Source organism: Motiliproteus sediminis, assembly GCF_017912535.1.
In the GTDB taxonomy this organism is placed as follows: domain Bacteria; phylum Pseudomonadota; class Gammaproteobacteria; order Pseudomonadales; family Balneatricaceae; genus Motiliproteus; species Motiliproteus sediminis.
In genome coordinates this window covers 150,708-170,403 of sequence record NZ_JAERQK010000009.1, presented here as the reverse complement: position 1 = coordinate 170,403, position 19,696 = coordinate 150,708, and the positions used below count along the sequence as shown (strand labels likewise).

General features: G+C 57.2%; 20 protein-coding genes and 1 rRNA gene. 1 reads left to right on the top strand and 20 read right to left on the bottom strand.

Annotated features, from left to right (window positions below):
- The 10 genes from JJQ76_RS14915 to ndk all read right to left on the bottom strand — a co-directional run.
- Positions 1-116 (bottom strand): 16S ribosomal RNA (locus tag JJQ76_RS14915); the annotation flags it as partial.
- 381 nt (positions 117-497) lie between these two features.
- Positions 498-1,352 carry a glutamate racemase gene (murI, locus tag JJQ76_RS14910; protein WP_210397673.1) on the bottom strand — a complete coding sequence of 285 codons (855 nt, stop codon included), beginning with the start codon at positions 1,350-1,352 and terminating at the stop codon, positions 498-500.
- A gap of 2 nt (positions 1,353-1,354) precedes the next feature.
- On the bottom strand, positions 1,355-2,770 hold the full coding sequence (gene der / locus JJQ76_RS14905) for a ribosome biogenesis GTPase Der (protein WP_210397672.1): 1,416 nt from the start codon (positions 2,768-2,770) through the stop codon (positions 1,355-1,357).
- Positions 2,771-2,863: 93 nt separating this feature from the next.
- Positions 2,864-4,015, bottom strand: a complete 1,152-nt coding sequence (gene bamB, locus JJQ76_RS14900) for an outer membrane protein assembly factor BamB (protein WP_210397671.1) — start codon at positions 4,013-4,015, stop codon at positions 2,864-2,866.
- A 1-nt stretch (position 4,016) separates the two neighbouring features.
- Positions 4,017-4,676 carry a YfgM family protein gene (locus tag JJQ76_RS14895; RefSeq protein ID WP_343232544.1) on the bottom strand — a complete coding sequence of 220 codons (660 nt, stop codon included), beginning with the start codon at positions 4,674-4,676 and terminating at the stop codon, positions 4,017-4,019.
- Between the two features lie 31 nt (positions 4,677-4,707).
- Positions 4,708-5,955, bottom strand: a complete 1,248-nt coding sequence (gene hisS, locus JJQ76_RS14890) for a histidine--tRNA ligase (protein ID WP_246480937.1) — start codon at positions 5,953-5,955, stop codon at positions 4,708-4,710.
- Positions 5,956-6,009: 54 nt separating this feature from the next.
- Positions 6,010-6,972, bottom strand: a complete 963-nt coding sequence (locus JJQ76_RS18275) for a RodZ domain-containing protein (protein ID WP_210397669.1) — start codon at positions 6,970-6,972, stop codon at positions 6,010-6,012.
- Positions 6,972-7,736: a type IV pilus biogenesis/stability protein PilW gene (gene pilW / locus JJQ76_RS14880; protein ID WP_210397668.1), complete on the bottom strand. Its 765-nt coding sequence runs from the start codon at positions 7,734-7,736 to the stop codon at positions 6,972-6,974. Before pilW ends, JJQ76_RS18275 begins: the two co-directional genes overlap by 1 nt.
- A gap of 23 nt (positions 7,737-7,759) precedes the next feature.
- Complete coding sequence (gene rlmN / locus JJQ76_RS14875; RefSeq protein WP_210397667.1) at positions 7,760-8,881, bottom strand: dual-specificity RNA methyltransferase RlmN; 1,122 nt, start codon at positions 8,879-8,881, stop codon at positions 7,760-7,762.
- A 67-nt stretch (positions 8,882-8,948) separates the two neighbouring features.
- On the bottom strand, positions 8,949-9,356 hold the full coding sequence (gene ndk, locus JJQ76_RS14870; protein ID WP_210397666.1) for a nucleoside-diphosphate kinase: 408 nt from the start codon (positions 9,354-9,356) through the stop codon (positions 8,949-8,951).
- 147 nt (positions 9,357-9,503) lie between these two features.
- Here ndk and JJQ76_RS14865 point away from each other — a divergent pair, with 147 nt between their 5' ends.
- The gene (locus tag JJQ76_RS14865; RefSeq protein WP_246480885.1) at positions 9,504-9,830 is read left to right on the top strand and encodes a hypothetical protein; all 327 of its coding nucleotides are present in this window, start codon (positions 9,504-9,506) and stop codon (positions 9,828-9,830) included.
- Between the two features lie 42 nt (positions 9,831-9,872).
- On the opposite strand, the gene JJQ76_RS14860 is transcribed toward JJQ76_RS14865, so the two are convergent.
- The 10 genes from JJQ76_RS14860 to pheA all read right to left on the bottom strand — a co-directional run bounded on the left by JJQ76_RS14860 (position 9,873) and on the right by pheA (position 19,686).
- Positions 9,873-10,160, bottom strand: a complete 288-nt coding sequence (locus JJQ76_RS14860; protein ID WP_210397665.1) for a ComEA family DNA-binding protein — start codon at positions 10,158-10,160, stop codon at positions 9,873-9,875.
- A 62-nt stretch (positions 10,161-10,222) separates the two neighbouring features.
- Positions 10,223-10,933: an orotidine-5'-phosphate decarboxylase gene (gene pyrF, locus JJQ76_RS14855; protein WP_210397664.1), complete on the bottom strand. Its 711-nt coding sequence runs from the start codon at positions 10,931-10,933 to the stop codon at positions 10,223-10,225.
- Between the two features lie 18 nt (positions 10,934-10,951).
- The gene (lapB, locus tag JJQ76_RS14850; RefSeq protein WP_210397663.1) at positions 10,952-12,127 is read right to left on the bottom strand and encodes a lipopolysaccharide assembly protein LapB; all 1,176 of its coding nucleotides are present in this window, start codon (positions 12,125-12,127) and stop codon (positions 10,952-10,954) included.
- A 2-nt stretch (positions 12,128-12,129) separates the two neighbouring features.
- Positions 12,130-12,435, bottom strand: coding sequence for a LapA family protein (locus JJQ76_RS14845; RefSeq protein WP_210397662.1), 306 nt, complete (start codon positions 12,433-12,435; stop codon positions 12,130-12,132).
- A 22-nt stretch (positions 12,436-12,457) separates the two neighbouring features.
- Positions 12,458-12,748, bottom strand: a complete 291-nt coding sequence (locus JJQ76_RS14840; protein WP_210397661.1) for an integration host factor subunit beta — start codon at positions 12,746-12,748, stop codon at positions 12,458-12,460.
- 80 nt (positions 12,749-12,828) lie between these two features.
- Positions 12,829-14,505 (bottom strand): 30S ribosomal protein S1, encoded by a 1,677-nt coding sequence (gene rpsA, locus JJQ76_RS14835; protein ID WP_210397660.1) that lies wholly within the window; start codon positions 14,503-14,505, stop codon positions 12,829-12,831.
- A gap of 67 nt (positions 14,506-14,572) precedes the next feature.
- Positions 14,573-15,259 (bottom strand): (d)CMP kinase, encoded by a 687-nt coding sequence (gene cmk / locus JJQ76_RS14830; RefSeq protein WP_210397659.1) that lies wholly within the window; start codon positions 15,257-15,259, stop codon positions 14,573-14,575.
- A gap of 3 nt (positions 15,260-15,262) precedes the next feature.
- Positions 15,263-17,470 carry a bifunctional prephenate dehydrogenase/3-phosphoshikimate 1-carboxyvinyltransferase gene (locus JJQ76_RS14825; protein ID WP_210397658.1) on the bottom strand — a complete coding sequence of 736 codons (2,208 nt, stop codon included), beginning with the start codon at positions 17,468-17,470 and terminating at the stop codon, positions 15,263-15,265.
- A complete protein-coding gene (gene hisC / locus JJQ76_RS14820) occupies positions 17,467-18,570 on the bottom strand; it encodes a histidinol-phosphate transaminase (RefSeq protein WP_210397657.1) in 1,104 nt (367 codons plus the stop codon). Before hisC ends, JJQ76_RS14825 begins: the two co-directional genes overlap by 4 nt.
- Before the next feature lie 15 nt (positions 18,571-18,585).
- The gene (gene pheA, locus JJQ76_RS14815) at positions 18,586-19,686 is read right to left on the bottom strand and encodes a prephenate dehydratase (protein WP_210397656.1); all 1,101 of its coding nucleotides are present in this window, start codon (positions 19,684-19,686) and stop codon (positions 18,586-18,588) included.
- Positions 19,687-19,696 lie beyond the last annotated feature (10 nt).

The following is a 19,696-nucleotide window of genomic DNA, read 5'->3' as shown; positions in this document are numbered from 1 at the left end:
ACTCACCCGTCCGCCGCTCGTCAGCAACTAGCAAGCTAGTCCTGTTACCGCTCGACTTGCATGTGTTAGGCCTGCCGCCAGCGTTCAATCTGAGCCATGATCAAACTCTTCAGTTCAAATTTTGTGATAGTCCGAAAACCATCAAATCTGACTCAAAGTAACTACTGTAAAAAACCTAACTAAACGTAAACGTTGTAGTTAAATGAATTCACGAGTCGTTTACCTTGATAATGCTTTACTGCTTCATCCCGGCAAACGCCCACACGAATTGCATGGTCGATTTGTTAAAGAGCGTGCCTGAGCGAGATGCCTTTCGTCTCAAGCAGGGCGCACATTATAGCGCTGCCCGATGCGGAGTCAACCGCGAAAACCGATAATTTTTAACTTCAAAATCACCTGTTTTCCTGTGCCGCTCCCGCTTCGTCAGCGGCAACGTGGGGGCGCATTCTACAGCCTCGCCAAACCCTGTCAACGGCCCTGATGAAATAAATATGAAATTATTTTTGGAGCTGAGGAATATCGATCAGCTCGACCTCCTCGGCCCGCACCGGGCGGCTGAAGAAAGTGCCGGCAACGCGGGCAAATCGAGCCGTTCCATCGGTGACCAGATAGCGGATCTCGCCCTGACGATCTGGCTCCGGATGCAATTCTCCGGAATCAGTCAGCAGCTCCGTCAACGCCGCGGCGGTAGTTTCCGCCGAATCAACCAGTCTCACCTGACTACCGAGCACGTTGGCGATGGCATTTTTCAGTACCGGAAAATGAGTGCAACCCAACACCAACGTATCAATCCCCGGCGCATCGCTTTGCTGCAATGACCCGAGATAGCGCTCCAGCACCCGCTCAAGCAATTCACCTTCGGTCCAGCCCTCTTCCGCCAGCGCCACAAACAACGAGCACGCCTGAGCATGAACTACCGCACTCGGCCGCAACCGCCTGACCGCTGCCTGGTAGGCGCCGCCCGCTATAGTGCTCTCAGTGGCAATAATACCAATATGCCCGCTGGTTGACGCTTCACAACTGGCTTTGGCTCCGGGCTCGACCACACCCAAAATCGGCATGGTCGGATAGCTGTCGCGCAGCAGCTCTACAGCCACTGCCGAAGCGGTGTTACATGCGATCACCAACGCCTTGACGTTACGCTGCACCAAAGCCAAAGCCGCCTGGCGCGCATAGCGTGCGACCGACTCCGGGCTTTTGGTGCCGTAAGGCACCCGCGCGGTATCGCCGAGATAGACGAGGTCTTCGCCCGGCAACGCCCGATGGATAGCATCCAGAACCGTGAGTCCGCCAACACCGGAATCAAAAACACCGATCGGACGCCGAGCGTCCGCCTGAACCTGGTTGCTCACAGCTACCGTTTTCCACTCTTGCCGCTTTGGCTGAAGCGCTTCAGACGCGCTTTCTTGGCGATCTGGCGCTTGCTGAGCTCGTTTTTCTTACCCTCGAAAGGGTTGTCGCCGGAGCGGAAGTCAAAACGCACCGGTGTACCCTTGATCTTGAGAATGTCAGTGAACCTATTCTGCAGATAACGGCGGTAGGACTCCGGCAGCTTGTCGGTCTGGTTGCCGTGAACGATAAACAGCGGCGGATTTGAGCCACCCTGATGCGCGTAACGCAACTTGATCCGACGCCCGTTCACCAGCGGCGGCTGATGATCGGCGATTACGTCTTCGAGCAACTTGGTCAAACGGTTGGTGCTCCACTTGCCAGTTGCCGAAGCGTAGGCCTGCTCGACCGACTTATACAGGTCACCCACACCGCTGCCATGTAACGCGGAGATAAAGTGGATGTTGGCAAAATGGGCAAAAACCAGCCGCCGGTCAAGCTGATCTTTGATTCGCTGCTTCTCGTCCGGGGACAATCCGTCCCACTTGTTGACCGCGATCACAATGGCTCGACCATCATCGAGGGCAAAACCGAGCATATGCAGATCTTGTTCGGTCAAGCCCTCACGCGCGTCCATCACCACGATAACCACATTGGCGTCTTTAATCGCCTGCAGGGTTTTGACGATGGAGAATTTTTCTACCGCATCCTTGATGTTTTTGCGCCGCCGAACACCGGCGGTATCAATCAGCGTGTACGATTTGTCGTTGCGGGTATAGGGAATGTAGATACTGTCCCGCGTGGTACCTGCCTGGTCAAAAACAACCACCCGATCCTCACCCAACATACGATTAACCAGTGTCGATTTACCCACGTTCGGGCGCCCGATCACCGCCATACGAATGCCGCGTTCTTCGTCGTCTTCAATACAACCTTCTTCAGGCGCGTCGCTATCAAACCGCTCCAGCACCTCCTCCAGTAGCGACCGTACTCCACGACCATGGGCTGCGGCGATCGGGACCGGCGCCGCCAGACCCATAGCGTAGAAATCCGCCATCGCTACATCAGGGTCAAGGCCGTCAGTTTTGTTCACTGCCAGAAAGTAAGGTTTGTCGGTACGGCGCAGATGTTGCGCAATCATCTCGTCCGCAGGATTCAACCCGCTGCGACCATCTACCAAAAACACTACCGCGTCGGCCTCATCGATCGCCAACAGCGACTGCTCCGCCATCACCGAATCGATCCCCGATTCATCCCCGGAGATGCCACCGGTATCGATAACAATAAAGTCACGCTCATCGAGCTTGCCTTGACCATATTTTCGATCACGGGTAAGCCCGGGGTAATCCGCCACCAGCGCATCGCGGGAGCGGGTCAGACGATTAAACAGTGTGGACTTCCCCACATTGGGCCGCCCCACCAGGGCGATCACAGGTACCATGTTGCTATCCGATTTGGTTAAAGCACAAAAAAGCACAAAAACGAAAAAGGGGTGCCAGTTGCTGGCACCCGCTTTCTCTCAATTCAAACCCTGTTAACCGTCGATGGTCAGGGCGGTGACTCGTCCACTGTTGCCGAGCACATAAAGCACACCGTCCCGCACCGCTAACGGCGCAGCCACACCGGCAGAGTCAACCCTTTCACGAGCGATAAAGCGTCCATCCTGCGGTGACAAGAAGTGCAGGTAACCTTCAAAATCCGCCAGTACTACTGCGCCTTTATAATAGACGGGCGCGGTTGGCTGGCGGAAGTAAAGTCCCTCTTGCAGCCAAAGCTCGGTACTGCTCACCTTGTCGTAACCCAGTACCCGGCCTTCGGCATCAACCGCAAAAAGCTGCTCATCACTCTCAGCCACGCCGCGGTAGCTTGATAACTCACGCCCCCATAGCACACGGCCGTCACGCATAGCGATGGTCGCAACACGCCCTTGGTAGGTCGTTGCATAGAGCACACCGTTACCGGCGACCAGATCGCCGTCGATATCGACCATACGCTCAAGCTCTGTTTGGCCAGTCGGCACCGTTACACGTGATTCCCAGACCATCTCACCGGAGGCAAGTCGCAGCGAAACCACCTTGCCGTTGGCAAAGCCTGCGTATACCAGGTCACCAAGAATCAGCGGCCGACTGGTGCCGCGCAAGGTCAATGAAGGTTTCTGAGCCGTGTAGCTCCACTGCCGTTCGCCGGTTTCAGCATTGAAGGCGACCAAACGTCCGTCGATGGTCTGCACCAGCACCAAGCCGCCACCAATGGCAGCCGGAGCAACGGCCTCACTGCTCAACGGAGTCTGCCATTGCGCTGCACCATCCAAAGCACTGAATACCAGCAAGCGGCCATCGTAACTGGTTACTGCCAGCTTTCCGTCACCGGCAGCCACGCCCCCGGCTATGGCTGTATCAATGTCCACCCGCCACAAGCGCGTACCGCGTTCAACATCGGCCGCTGCCAGACGGCCATCCGCGCTGATGCTATAAATTCGATTGCCCAAGAACGCCGGCCGATATTGTTGATACTTGTCGCCCAGCCCGCCAGCGAGCTGGCTCGACCATAACTCCTGAACATCGAACTCTTCGTCAAAACTGACCAGTGCCGCCGGCTCGACCTCTTCACCGTCAGAAACAGCACTGCAGCCCCCGAGCATTACCAACAGGCTCAGCAGGACCGCTAATACGGCACGACTGCGCATCTTAACTTTCCTCTGCAACAGCCAGGTCATCCAGCTTCATGGTCAGTATGGGGCGCGGCTCTTCGCCGGCAAGATCAATCCCTTGCCGATAGGCACGACGAGCACCATCGATATCTCCCTGATGAAGCAAGATATCGCCTTTAATTTCATAGAAGGTCGCTTCAAAGCCCTGCCGAGGTGCGTCGCCCAGTGCCGCCAGCGCCTGCGGATACTGTTCGCTGGCGGCCAGCACGCGAGCCAGCCGCTGACTGGCAACCTGCTGTACCTCGGGCTCCGGCTGCTGCGCCAACACCCACTCAAGCTCCTGACGGGCACGGTCGAGTTCACCTGCCTCTACCGCAGATTTTGCCAACCAGAGCGCCGCAAACTGGGCATAAGCACTAGCGGAAAAATCACTTTTGAGCTGACCGGCCAGATGTTCTGCAGTTGCACGCCGCTCTTGCGGCAACTCCTCGCCAGGCTGGAGCTGAATCGCACCAGTCAGGTTCTGATAGATTGCCGAAGCCGTCTCAGCCTTCTGCTGCTCGAAGTCCTGGTAAGTGCGCCAGCCAAACACCGCCACTGCGGCTAAAGCAACCCCCAGCACGGTGGAACGGCCATTCTCTTTCCACCAGTTCTTAATCGCTTCAATCTGTTCTTCTTCGGTACGCAAATCTGCCACTACGGCATTCCTCTTTAAATCGAAAATAAGATCAGGAGCGGCACGCCGTCTCCGTGGCTTGTAACGCTTCTATCAGGGCGGCAGCCGGCATCGGCTCGCTCCGCTCCTCTCCTCGCCACAAGGTCGCCAACACCTGCTCCGGATCCTGTTTCAGCAGCACAATCAGTGGCGCCCCGGTCTGGCGCGCCTTGTTGTTGATGTTCTTCAAGCCGCTGCAATGGATCATTACCCGCAGTTGCGGCAAGGCGTTACGCAGCTGTTCGGCCAGAGCCACCACATCGGCCTGCAATCCTTTGTGCTCTGCTGCCAGAAAGAGATCTAGCGGCACACGCAGAGACGCGGGGAAACACTCGAGCGCCTCAAGCAGCAAAATCAACCGCTCCACACCCATGGCGAACCCCACTGCAGGCGTTGGCCGGCCACCAAGCTGGTTGACCAGACCATCATAACGCCCTCCGGCACAGACAGTTCCTTGCGCGCCAAGCTCGTCGGTCACCCACTCAAACACTGTCTTACAGTAGTAGTCGAGCCCTCGCACCAAGCGAGGGTTAACCTCATATGCTATCCCGGCCCGGTCAAGGTGACCGCAGAGCGTTGCAAAATGCTCGCGCGATTCGTCGTCAAGGTAATCGGTCAAAACCGGTGCTTCGGCAAGAATCAGTCGGGTTCGTTCATCCTTGGAGTCAAGGATCCGCAACGGGTTGCTCGACAGGCGGCGTTGGGAGTCTTCGTCCAACTGGTCGCGATAGCCACTCAGGTAGTCGACCAGTGCCGACTTATAGAGAGATCGCGCCTCATTGCTTCCCAATGAGTTCAATTGCAGCGTTACCGCATTAGCCAGGCCCAGCTGCTGCCAGAGACGCGCCGATACCATGATCACCTCGGCATCGATATCGGCACCACCCATACCGTAAGCTTCGACTCCAATCTGATGAAACTGGCGGTAACGACCTTTTTGCGGCTTCTCATACCGAAACATGGGACCACGATACCAGAGCCGCTGCACCTGATTGTAAAGCAGGCCGTGCTCTTCGGCCGCCCGCACGCAACCGGCGGTGCCTTCAGGACGAAGAGTCAAACTTTCCTCGTTGCGGTCATTGAAGGTATACATCTCCTTCTCGACGATATCTGTCACTTCGCCGATGGAGCGTTTAAAGAGTTCGGTTTTTTCAACCACCGGCAGGCGTATTTCGCTATAGGCATACTGGCCCAACACACGCTCCACAGTGGATTCCAGATAGCGCCATAGCGGCGACTGATCTGGCAAAATATCGTTCATGCCACGAATGGCTTGGATCTTTGCCACAACTAGGGTCTCAATTCTGTCGTTCAATCAGGGAATGCGCAGAGTTATGCGGGCCACATTCTGGCGTGCAGCTTCATCTAGCGCCAAGTTCTCACCCGCGAACCGAGCCTCATTGACGGCGCTAACGCGACCAACCAGCAGTTCAGCGGGCTCCGACAAGCTGAGCGACAACCGGTCGCCCGCATTGAAGATTCGAGCAACCAAGGTGCGCCCGGATTGACTCTTAACCGTCACCCAGCACTCATCAACAAATTCGAGGCTGAGCTCCACCTCTGCAGTAGTTTCCTCGCTGGCGACTAGCGCCTCAGCGGCCGCCGGCTCGGTTGACTCATCCTGCGCCGATGAAGCGTTCGCCGCCATCTCTGCGGCCAGCCGGGCAGTCTCTTCATCAGTGAGATAGGTGGGTTCGCTCTCTTCAGCGTCCACGCTGAGAGGAGCAGCCGTATCCGTATCACCATCAGCAAAGGACGCCGCCGAAACAGCGGGCGCAACCTCCGGCGATGCGGCTTCCGGTTCGCTTGACAGCTGCGGCACTGCCGACGGAGGCACTACCACCGCTGGTGACGGTTCGGTTTGCGCCTGCCACCACCAAAGGCTGAATCCTACCAGAGCCAACAGCAAAATCACCGCCACAGTGCGAACCAGAGGATCTGCCATAGTTGCTTGCGGGCGGACTTTGGTGATCGTGGTTACGCTACGTTCGGGCCCCTCCCCCAAACTCTGATTGTACTGTTGCACCAGTGCGTCACCATCCACTCCCAGCAAGCGGGCATAGCTGCGCAGATAGCCACGAACAAAGGCCCCGCCCGGCAGACGCTCCAGCTGGTCCGTTTCCAGTGCAACAATATACCGGCTGGTGATATTCAGCTGGGTGCTGACCTGATCAATGCTTAGACTTAGCTGTTCGCGCGCCTGACGCAATGTTTCGCCAATGGCAGCCGTCGCAGAGATGCCCTCCGCGCCCTGCTCGTCAAGAGGGGATTCGGACACTAGCGTGACTCCTTATACTGGCGATACTCGGCAGAATCTGGATAGCTGCTCTTGAGCAAGAGCGCATAGGTTGCTGCCATAGAGGGATCCTCACTGGCTCGCGCCAAACGGACGCCCAGCCAAAGACTCTTGGCCGTATGCTCAGCAACACGGTTGCGCACCAGACTACCGTGCCGGTTAAACAGCTCCCAGGACTCGGCCGTATCTCCCCGCACATATGCCAGGTCCGCCAACTCAATCAGAGCCACTGCCGAGTTGGGGTTAAGGCCCAGCACCTGGCGATAGGTTGCTTCGGAGCGCTTCGCATCACCCGCTGCGCGATAGCAGGAAGCCAGATTCTCCAGCGACTGCGAGCGCTGCGCATAGAGAGGCTCCGCCGCAGCCAAGGCCAGGTAACCGCAGGCCTCATCGAAGCGCTGCTGCAGCATCAGAAAAATGCCGTAGTTATTGTTCACCGTGGCGTTGTCCGGTTCACTTTCCAGCGCCTGTCGGTAATACTGGTCGGCAATATCCGACTCCTGCTGGCGCTGGAACACGAACGCCATCAACGCCAGGGATTCGCCCGATTGCGGGTTAATTTCGAGCGCCCTCTGCAGCGGGCGCTTGGCCTGTTCATAGCTGCCATTCTGGATATAACAACGGGCCACGTTATTCCAAGCCTCGACACGCTCAGCAACCGCCTTGGTGGTGTATCGAGAATCAACCTCAGTCGTGGCACAACCGGCCAGCGCGACAACAGTAAAAAGCAGAACAATTCGCAGCACCCTGAGGTCACTCCTTGATCGAATTACGAGGACGAAGCCCCTTGATTAACGGGGATATATTTTTGACTACGTCTTGTTCTATCGTCAACCTGACCAACCAACTGGCCGCACGCCGCATCGATATCATCACCACGCGTGCTGCGTACGGTCGTAATCAGGCCGCCATGAGTGGTGATCTCTTTGAAGCGATCAATCGCCGCACGCTTGGAACGACGGTAACCTGAGTTGGGAAAGGGATTGAACGGAATCAAATTCAACTTACACGGCAGATCGCGCAGCACGCGTACCAACTCGCGTGCATGCTCGGGCTGATCGTTCACGCCGTCTATCAGGGTATATTCAATGGTCGCCACCCGCTTGTCATTACAACGCGCCAGGTAACGTTTGGCCGCGCCAATCACCTCTTGAATGGGATAACGCTTATTGAGGGGCACCAGTTCGTCGCGCAGCGAATCATTAGGCGCATGCAGCGACAACGCCAGGGATACGTCCGTGCGTTCACCAAGCTCGTCGATGGCAGGAACCAGCCCGGCGGTACTCAAGGTGACCCGACGCTTGGATAAGCCATAGGCGTTATCTTCCATCATCAGCGTCATGGCATCGACCACTGGCTCAAAGTTCATCAGCGGCTCACCCATACCCATAAGCACCACGTTGGTAACCCGGCGCTGCTTGGAATTAAGCTCGATCGGACCGTAGGATTTGATCGCAATACGCACCTGCCCGATAATCTCGGCAGCAGTCAGATTGCGGTTAAAGCCCTGCTTCCCGGTTGAACAAAAACTGCAGTTCAAGGAACAGCCCACCTGCGACGACACACACAGCGTTTTACGCTCCCCCTCGGGAATCAGCACCATCTCAACGGAGTTGTTGCCACCCACCCGGATAACCCATTTCCGGGTACCATCGCTAGACTCGCTCTGAAAAACCACTTCCGGCGTGCGAATCTCAGCAATTTCATCGAGTTTGACGCGCAACGCCTTGCTGATATTAGTCATCTCGTCAAAGCTTTCTGCACCGCCCTGGTGAATCCACTTCAACACTTGGACCGCACGAAATTTCTTTTCGCCAATACTCTCGAAAAAAGCTTCCAGCTTTGACAGGGGCATCCCTAACAGATTGATCTTTTCGCTACTGGAAGACATCAGACAAGGTCTCGGTTGCGTTACAGGAAGAAAGGCGGCATACGGCCCAGCCGTATGCCTGACAGCCTTAGCCGCCGAAGAAGTACGCGACTTCGCGCGCAGCGGAGGCCGGCGCGTCAGAGCCGTGAACGGCATTGGCATCAATTGACTCGGCAAAATCGGCACGAATAGTGCCTTCGGCCGCTTCTTTCGGATTAGTCGCGCCCATCAGTTCACGGTTCTTGGCGATCGCATTTTCGCCTTCCAGAACCTGAACCATGACCGGACCTGAGGTCATGAACTTAACCAGATCTTCAAAGAAGGGGCGCCCTTTGTGCTCAGCGTAGAAGCCCTCAGCCAGCTCGCGAGACAGAGTCAGCATCTTCGCTTCGACGATCTTTAGACCGTTAGTTTCGAAACGGCTGTAAATTTTACCGATCACGTTCTTAGCAACGGCGTCAGGCTTGATGATTGAAAGGGTACGTTCAATTGCCATGTATATTCCCCAAAAGTTTGAGATTGCAAAAAGGGGCCAATTATAAGGCCGCGCCGACCTTGTTAAAAGGTCTTATCTCACCTAATAACCTAGGTAATGACTAAACTAAACGCGAACTCAATCGACTTTGTGCACGAGGAAGGAGCCATGCCCGACACCCCGATTGGACTAATGCTGCAAGATTGGCAGCGCCATGTTATCGAACATCATGACAAAGAAGAGTTCCCGGTCCCCATAGCCTGCAGCGATATTGTCCGGGTTAAAGCCCTGGCCGAGGTGTACCACCTGCCGCTGGAAGAGGTCATCGCCAACCTACTGGCCAGCGCACTTCAGGAGGTCGAAACCCGTATGCCCTACGTGGCGGGTACTAACGTTATTCGCGTCGAAGAAGGGGAACCGGTGTATGAAGATGTCGGTTTGACACCGCGCTATCTGGCCGCCAAGGACAGGTTGGAAAAGCTGGCGAAATCATGAGCGGCATACAAGACCACGCCCTTTGTATGCCGCAACTGCTGCTTACTGGGTAGGTGTCGCTTGCGCGACCCTCAGTCGGTCGCGGTTACGCGCCAGCAGAGCGTCTCCGATACCTTTGACAGCGACCAGCTCCTCAACCGAGGCAAAAGGACCGTGCTGTTCACGATAAGCGACAATGGCAGCGGCCTTGCTCGCTCCAATCCCTTGCAACCGTTCAGCCAGCTCCACCGCTGACGCAGTATTGACATCAACCGGCTCAACGGCAAATAACGCCGCAGACCACCCCAACAACAAAGCTAACAGCGCACTACGTACTCCATACTTAGTCATAATCATCTCCTTTCGATTATTGTCTGCTTAGTCAAAAACAGACCAAGGAGATAGTAGACCAGTTATTCAAGTTCTGCGCAGATTTGCTCAACTGCGGCAGCAGGATCAGCCGCTTGGGTAATGGGTCGCCCGATCACAAGGTAATCGCTGCCGGCAGCGACGGCCTCTGCCGGTGTCATAATTCGCTTCTGATCTCCCACCGCGGCCTCATGTGGCCGTATTCCCGGTGTCACCAATTTGAAGTCAGCACCAAAACGCTGCTTAAGGAGCGCCGCCTCCTGCGCCGAACAGACCACACCGTCCAGCCCCGACTTCTGCGTCAGGTCAGCCAACTGCAGCACCCGCTGCTGGGGAGAAGCGTCCACCCCGAGCTCACTCAGGTCATCACTCCCCATACTGGTGAGCACCGTCACGCCGATCAGTAACGGCCTGCGGCCGGGAACGCCATCAAGTATATCGCGCGCCGCCGACATCATGCGGCTGCCGCCGCTCGCGTGGACGTTCACCATCCACACGCCCATCTCAGCCGCAGCGCGAACAGCCTGGGCGGTGGTATTGGGTATATCGTGAAATTTAAGATCAAGGAAAACGTCGAACCCTTGCGCTTGTAACGCCTCTACCACGGCCGGCCCGGAGCGGGTGAACAGCTCCTTCCCCACCTTGACCCGGCAGCGCTTGGGATCCAGTAGCGCCGCCATTGCCAACGCGCCCGCCTGCTCGGGATAATCCAAAGCAACCACGATCTTTGGCCCCGGGTTTAACTCATCAGACATCAACTGTTCACACTCCCTCTATTCACCTTCAAGCCCCTGAATAGGCGCCACTGTACCCCAGCTTCGGCACCCGGGACACAGCCAATGCAGCCGTTTACCGGAGAAACCACACTGACCGCACTGATAATTGGGTTTAACTTGCATCAACTGCCCTGACAGCCCACGCAAGACCGCCAGGCTCTCATGTGCATCCCCTTCTGCATGAAGCAGATGAAAATCAATCAGCCGATTGAATCCTCGTACCGTTGGCCGTCGCTTTAGCTGATCAGTGATGTAACTCGCCGCCTGGTAGTCGCCCCGACGCTGCGCTATCAGGTCAGCCAACGCCAGCAGCGTGGTTGTAGACGGAGCAGCCGCCATGCTCGATTCGAGCAGCACATAGAGTTCATCCTCGAGATTTAGCTGTCGATGGCAATGCACCAGCAGCGGTATGGCTTCAGACACAAACGCCGGCGCTTGCTGCTCTATCCGTCGCAGTATCTTTATCGCGTGCTTCCAACGCTCCTGCGCCATCTCCCACTCGGCCAGCAACAACGATGCCCTGACACAAGCCGAGTCATAATCAAGCGCCAGCTTGAGGTATCCGCGCACCGCTTTATCATCGGCGGCCTTGATGGCAACCTGCGCCAACTCGCAGCAGTAGTGGGCTAAAGACGGCCCCAGATCCTGTTCGCCACGATCCAGCTCAGGCGCCCAGTCGAGAGCTTTCTGCCACTCTTTTTCCTGCTCATACAGGGTAATCAGCAACCTCAACGCCCGCTGACGGCGCTGCCTCCCCTTGTGCTCGGCAATACCGAGGAGCAGATTTTCCGCTCGATCAAACCAGCCAGCTGCCAGGTAATCTTCAGCAAGCGCTAACTGAACCTGGACCGACTCATCAGCAGTCAGCTGCGGATAGGCCAGAATTTCCTGATGAATCTGTGTTGCGCGCTGAATCTCACCGCGCTGTCGAAACAGAGTACCCAGCGCCAGGCGCAGCGGTACTGTTTCGGAGTCCAGGCGCAACGCTTCGATGAAACTATCGACAGCCTTATCCGCATCGTTATTAATAAGCTGGGACAGGCCGTTAAAGTAGGCTTTGCTGAAATGCTGCTGCAGCTTTTCCTGGCGGGACTTTTTACGTTCAACCCGGCCGAGCAACCAACCGATACCGAGGGCAGCTACCAACGGCACCAGCATGAGATAGTCACCCATAATCAACTGGTCTGATTGAGATGAGCAGTTCTGAGCTTATCGAGTTCCCGTTCGGAATTACGGATTTTGCGGCGCGCGTTCCGTAGCTGGGTACGCAATGCCAATATAGCCACTACGCCCAAAACGAAACTGAGCAACGCTCCACCTACAAAACTTAACATTAGCCAGCGCGCAATACTGGCTTCAGGCAGCTGAAAAAACACCAGATCGACCGCTATTTGCTGCTGGTTATTGACGGTCAGCAAAACACCCGCCAGCAGCAACACCACAAGCCCGACTAATACCAGAATGCCCTTGATGAGACGCACAAATGACCTCGAAAATTAAACGTTAGCGCTTAAGACTATCGTTGACCTGCTCCCTTAGCTCCTTTCCGGGCTTAAAGTGGGGAACATACTTGGACTCCAGTTTAACCGATTCTCCGGTTTTAGGGTTGCGGCCGACACGCGGAGCGCGGAAATGCAGCGAAAAACTGCCAAACCCGCGAATCTCAATACGCTCCCCGGAAGACAGCGATTCAGTCATATGGTCCAGAATCGTCTTTACAGCCAACTCCACATCTTTCACCGACAGGTGCTCGTGTCGACTTACCAGTCGCTCAATCAGCTCGGACTTCGTCATAGATAACCCCTAATCTATTGCTTTCGCCACCCGTCGCCTATTCCCCGCGGGGAGACCGTCTTGCGCCACCGGGCTTCGTGTTAGTTTTTCTTTTCCAGTTGCGCCTTGATGAGATCCCCGATAGTGGTCGGCGAGTGAGCCGCGTCCTGATTTTCACGCACTGCCTGCATCGCTTCCTTATGACGGGCCGACTCCAACGCCTTGGTAGATATCACTATTTGCCTTTTCTTGCGATCCACGCTGAGTATAGACGCTTCCAGCATATCACCCACTTTTATCGCAGTGCGCAGATCATCGGCCGCCTCAGCGAACTCCGACAGTTTAAGCACCGCGGTCACCCCTTCTGCCAGTTCAAGCAGAGCGACGCGCATGTCGACTTCAACCACGCGCCCGCTAACCATCTCACCCCTGTCGTGACCAGCAGCGTAACTACTGAACGGATCATCGTCCAACTGTTTGATACCCAGAGATATCCGCTCGCGCTCGGTATCGACCTGTAAAATCAGCGCTTCGACCTCGTCTCCCTTATGATAGTTACGCGCCACCTCTTCGCCCGACTGCTCCCAAGAGAGGTCGGACAAGTGCACCAAGCCATCAATCCCCCCATCCAGACCGACAAACACACCAAAATCGGTGATCGTCTTGATGGTACCCCGTACGCGGTCACCTTTTTTGTGGGTCGACGCAAACAGCTCCCAGGGATTGCTCTGGCACTGTTTCATACCCAGCGAAATTCGACGACGATCGGCGTCGATATCCAACACCATCACCTCGATCTCCTGACCGAGCTGAACCACCTTGGAAGGGTGTACATTACGGTTGGTCCAGTCCATTTCCGACACGTGAACCAGTCCTTCAATGCCGGGCTCGATCTCGGCGAAACAGCCATAATCCGTGATATTGGTGACCGTCGCCTGCAGTTTTGTCTGACGCGGGTAGCGCGCCTTGAGGCCACTCCAGGGATCGTCTTCGAGCTGCTTCATCCCTAGCGATACACGCTGCTTATCCTGATCATACTTAAGCACTTTGACCCGAATCTCGTCACCCACACTCAATAACTCACTGGGATGACGTACCCGCCGCCAAGCCAGATCGGTGATATGAAGCAAGCCGTCGATGCCACCAAGGTCGACAAAGGCACCGTAATCGGTCAGGTTTTTAACGACGCCGCTCAACACCGCGCCCTCGGAAAGTTCGCCGAGCAACGCCTCTCGCTCGGCACTGTGGGCCTCCTCCAACACCGCACGGCGGGAGACGACCACATTGTTACGCCGGCTATCGAGCTTGAGCACCTTGAACTCCAGCGGCGGGCCTTCCAAGTGAGAGGCGTCGCGCAGTGGCCGAAGATCAACCTGGGAACCAGGCAGGAATGCACGGATGGAGTCGAGCTCTACGGTAAAGCCCCCTCTCACCTTGCCGGTAATGACACCGTTAACCGTATCCCCTTGCTCATGGGCACGCTCCAAGCGGGTCCAGGCCTCAGCCTGGCGTGCTTTAAGGCGTGACAAGGTGGTGTTGCCAAAACCGTCTTCCAGATTCACGACCACCACGTCAACCTGATCACCTTCGGCGACCTCAAGCTCACCCTGGTCGTTGATAAACTCCTTGAGGGGGATGGCGGCCTCAGATTTGAGGCCGGCATTGACAGTCACCATGTCACTGCCAATCGTTTCGACAGTCGCGACTATCACGGCTCCCGAGGACAGGTTCAGCTGTTTCAGGCTCTCTTCAAACAGCTCCGCAAAGCTCTCGCCCATAATCCTTTACCAGATTCGTCTGCGCTCAGCCTAAGGCTGAATCAATGAGTTCAGACGGACACCTGCGTTACGGTGCCAGGCGCCCTTTGACCAACTCGCTGATCCGGCCCAGCACATCCTCGATGCCGAGTTCAGTGGTATCCAGAACTACAGCGTCGTCCGCCGGTTTCAACGGCGCAACAGGGCGGTTCATATCGCGGTCATCCCGTGCTTTGATATCATCCAGCACGCTCTGAAGACTAGCACCGCCCCCCTTGCCTATCAACTGGTTATACCGACGCCGGGCGCGCTCCTCCGCGCTCGCGGTCAGGTAGATCTTCAGTGGTGCCGCGGGGAACACTACAGTACCCATATCGCGACCGTCCGCCACCAGCCCCGGCGCCAAGGCAAAGTCACGCTGACGCTGGAGCAGAGCCGCCCGCACCGACTCGATCGCGGCCACTACCGAAGCGGCGCTGCCGGCTTCCTCCGTGCGCAGTGCGCCGGAGACATCATCGCCCTCAAGCACCACCCGAACCACCTCGTCGGCGGGATCGGCGATGAACTGAACATCCAACCCGGCCGCCAGAGCGACCAGCGCCGGTTCGTCATCGAGCGCCACCTGGTGACGAGCAGCGGCAATCCCCAGCACCCGGTACAGCGCGCCACTGTCCAGCAGATGCCAGCCGAGCGTTGCCGCCAACCGCTTGCACACAGTGCCCTTGCCCGAACCACTGGGACCATCAACGGTAATCACCGACACCTGCTCGGTCATCGCTCAGCCCTCTGCATCCAGGGATAAGCCGGCGGCACACGCCAGCTCGATAAAATTAGGGAAGGAGGTCGCCACGTTGGCGCAATCATCAATCTCGATCACACCGCGGGCCCGCAGCCCGGCAATGGCAAAGGACATGGCGATGCGATGATCTCCCAGGCTATCCACTTTCCCGCCCTGTATCGGCCCACCCTTAATAATGGCACCGTCCGGAGTCCCTTCAACCTCAACCCCCAGCGCCAGCAAACCGTCCACCATCGCCTGGATGCGATCGCTTTCTTTAACTCGCAGCTCTTCGGCACCACGAAGCACCGTCGTCCCCTCGGCACAGGCGGCGGCTATAAAGATCGCCGGAAACTCATCGATCGCCAGCGGCACCTGATCTTCGGGAATGTCGATCCCTTTCAGCGCAGCCGAACGCACGCGAATATCCGCCACCGGCTCACCACCGACTTCGCGCTCGTTGAGCAGCGTCAGATCCCCGCCCATGGCGCACAGAATATTGATCACCCCGATGCGGGTGGGATTGATACCCACGTGCTCAAGAATCACCTCAGATCCCGGGGCAATGGATGCAGCCACCATAAAAAAGGTGGCTGAGGAGATATCGGCCGGCACATCGATATGGCAGGCACTGAGCTTGCCCCCGCCAACGACGCTGGCCGACGCGCCAGCCCGACTAACCGGATAGCCAAACCCCTGCAGCATCCGTTCAGTGTGATCGCGGGTGGGCGCAGGTTCAGTCACGCGGGTTTCGCCCTCACTGTAGAGCCCTGCCAACAGTACGCAGGACTTTACCTGGGCGCTCGCCATCGGCATATCATAGTCGATCCCCTTGAGCGAACTGCCACCGCGGATCCGAATCGGCGGGCAACCGTTAGCACCGGTTTCCACCTGTGCGCCCATGCTGCGCAGCGGCTTGGCCACGCGCTCCATTGGACGCTGACTGAGCGATTCATCACCGGTGAGTTCACTGTCAAACGCCTGCCCTGCCAGCAAGCCGGCAAACAAACGCATCGCTGTTCCGGAGTTGCCAACGTAAAGAGGCCCGGCAGAAGGCTTAAGACCGTGCATACCCACGCCATGGATTCGCACCTTGCCCTGGTAGGGGCCCTCGATCACCACCCCCATGTCACGAAAGGCCTGCAATGTTGCCAGACTATCCTCTCCCTCAAGGAAACCCTCAACATCGGTCACCCCTTCCGCCAACGCGCCCAACATAATCGAGCGGTGGGAGATGGACTTGTCACCGGGCACCCGCAGGGTGCCGTTAATCTGACCACCGGGCTGCACCCGGAAACGTACATTTGAACTGTTCATAGGCATGGAATAAGCGGTTCCGGAAAGAATCTTGGAAAAATGGTCGCGCGCCGACTTCGCGCGGGTGAATATACCCAACAGCTGATGGCCATCACCTGCGTCGATCGCCGCGCGCAGACGCTCAACACCGGCACTGAACTCATCCAGCACCTTGAGGGTGGCATCGCGATTGGCCAGAAAAATATCGTGCCACATCATCGGATCGCTGGCGGCAATGCGGGTGAAATCGCGAAAGCCACCCGCCGCGTAGCGGAAAATGTCGCGATTTTCATGGTCGTTCGACAGAGTATCCACCAGCGAAAAAGCGAGCAGATGCGGAAGATGACTGGTGGCGGCAAGTACCTCGTCGTGGCGCTTGACGTCCATATGGTGAACATCCGCCCCCAACCGCTGCCAGAGATCGCTGACCAGCTTCAACGCAAAGCGGTCGGTACCCGCCATTGGTGTCAAAATCACCTTATGATGCGCGAATAGATCCGCTTTGGCGGCGGAGACACCGCTCTTTTCAGAGCCGGCAATCGGATGCCCGGGGACAAAATTTGCCGGCACCTCACCAAACACGCGGCGCGCCACGTCGATGATATTGCCTTTGACACTACCGACGTCAGTCAACACGGTTTCAGGACGCAGCACCGGCGCGATCTGCGCCATCACCCGCTCCATGACTTTTACCGGCACGGCCAGCATTACCACATCGGCAGCACTTACAGCAGCGCACAGATCGTCGGCGGCCTCGTCAATCACACCCAGGCGCAACCCTTCACGCAGCTCCGTTGCGTTGGCATCAAAGCCGATCACGCGCGCTGCTCCCTGCTGGCGCAGTCCTTTGGCAAACGAGCCGCCGATCAAACCCAGGCCGACAACCAGCAGTTTGGGTAGCGCTGGCGTCACCGGCCCAGCACCTGCTTGAATGCCGCCAGACAGGCTTCGTTTTCCGCCTCAAGGCCGATACTGACGCGCAAGTGCCGCGGCATCTCGTAGTTGCCCACCGGACGCACAATTACACCGGCGTGCAGCAGCGCCTGATAGACAGGGCCCGCCTCACGACCGACATCCACAGCGATAAAATTACCCACCGATCGAATCCAGCTCAGTCCGAGGCTGGCAAAGCCGGCTTCCAACTGAGTCATACCGGCGCTGTTGACCGAGACGCTGCGGGCAAGATAGCCCGCATCCTGAAGCACCGCCTCCGCAGCAGCCAGGGCCAGACAATTGGCGTTAAACGGCTGCCGCACCCGGTTCAAAAGATCGGCCAACTGCGGGTTGGAAGCCGCATAGCCGATACGCAAGCCCGCCAGACCGTAAGCCTTGGAGAAAGTCCGTGTCACAATCAGGTTGGGATATTCCGCCAGCAGCGACAAGCCGTTGGGGAAGGCTTCATTATCAACGTACTCGGTGTAGGCCTCGTCCAGCACCACTACCACATGGGCAGGGACCTTACCCAGAAACGCCACCAACGCCTCGCGTGACAACCAGGTACCGGTGGGATTATTGGGATTGGCGATAAAGACCAGTTTGGTTCTGGCGCTGATCGCCGCCGCCATGGCCTCAAGATCATGACCCCATTCCCGTGCCGGGGTTACCACCGCCGTGGCTCCGACGGCCTGGGTCACAATGGGATAGACCGCAAAGGCATGCTGCGAAAATATAACCTCATCGGCCGTCGTTACCAACGCACGGGCGATCAACTCCAGCACATCGTTAGACCCGTTACCCAGGGTAATCTGCGCCGACTCCAGGCCAAAGCGCTCCGACATCACCTGCTTGAGGCGAAAACCACTGCCGTCAGGATAACGGGTGCTATCAGACGCCGCGCCGGCAATTGCCTCAACGACTGCAGGGCTTGGGCCTAACGGGTTTTCGTTGCTGGCGAGCTTGACGATATTGCGGATGCCCAGTTCACGTTCCAGCTCTTCCACCGGCTTACCCGGCACATAGGGATGCAATCCGCGCACACCCGGGGTGGCCAGACTGAAAAAATCACAGGACACGATCGACTCCTATCCTCAAAGAACAGCTTGGGGGTAGGACCCCAGCAACTTTAGCTCCATCGCTTCGTCAGCGACCTCTTTCATCACCCGCTGCAGCGGTGCATCGCCATAATGGCCTTCGCAATCGATGTAGAAGATGTAACCCCAGGTACCCATCCCCGACGGCCGGGTTTCAATCCGGGTCAGACTGATCCCCTGGCGATGGAAGGGCTCCAACAAGTGATACAAGGTTCCGGGTTTGTTGCGCGCCGAAATCAACATCGAAGTTTTATCCTTGCCGCTCGGCCCCACCAACTGGTTGCCGATCACCAGGAAGCGGGTAGTGTTGTCGGGCTGATCCTCGATACTGTCAACCACACAGTTAAGCTGATACAGCTCCGCGGCCATATCGCCGGCGATCGCGGCGACATTGTCGGCTTTTTCGTCGGCCGCCCGGCGCGCCGCTTCCGCATTGCTGCTGACGGCCACCCGCTCCACGTTGGGATAACGAGCATCCAGCCAGCGACGACATTGGGCCAAGGATTGCTGGTGAGAATAGATCCGGGTCAGGTTTTCCAGATCAACACCATCCGCCGCAAGCAGATGCTGATGGACACGCAGCTCAACCTCACCGCAAATTTTCAACGGCGAGTTGCGGAACATATCCAGTGTGTGGTGAACCATGCCCTCGGTAGAGTTCTCGATCGGCACCACCCCGTAATGGGCACTTCTGGACTCGACTTCGCGGAACACTTCATCAATAGAGTGCAGCGGTTTGCTGATCACCGAATGCCCGAAGTGCTTTAACGCCGCGGCCTGGGTGAAGGTTCCCTCCGGCCCCAGAAAGGCGATCTGCATCGGCTGCTCCAGCGCCAGACAGGAGGACATAATCTGGCGAAAGACCCGCGCCACCTCTTCGTCCCCCAGCGGCCCCGGGTTTTTAGCCATAATGCTGCGCAGCACCTGCGCTTCACGCTCAGGGCGATAGAACACCGCATCGCTGCCGGGGTTCTGCTGCTTGACCTCAGCCACTTCTGCGGCGCATACGGCCCGTTTGCTGACCAGTTCAAGGATCTGCTGATCAATCTGGTCTATCTGCTGGCGCAGCTTGCCCAACTGCTCTTCCTGGCTACTCATCGCCCCGACT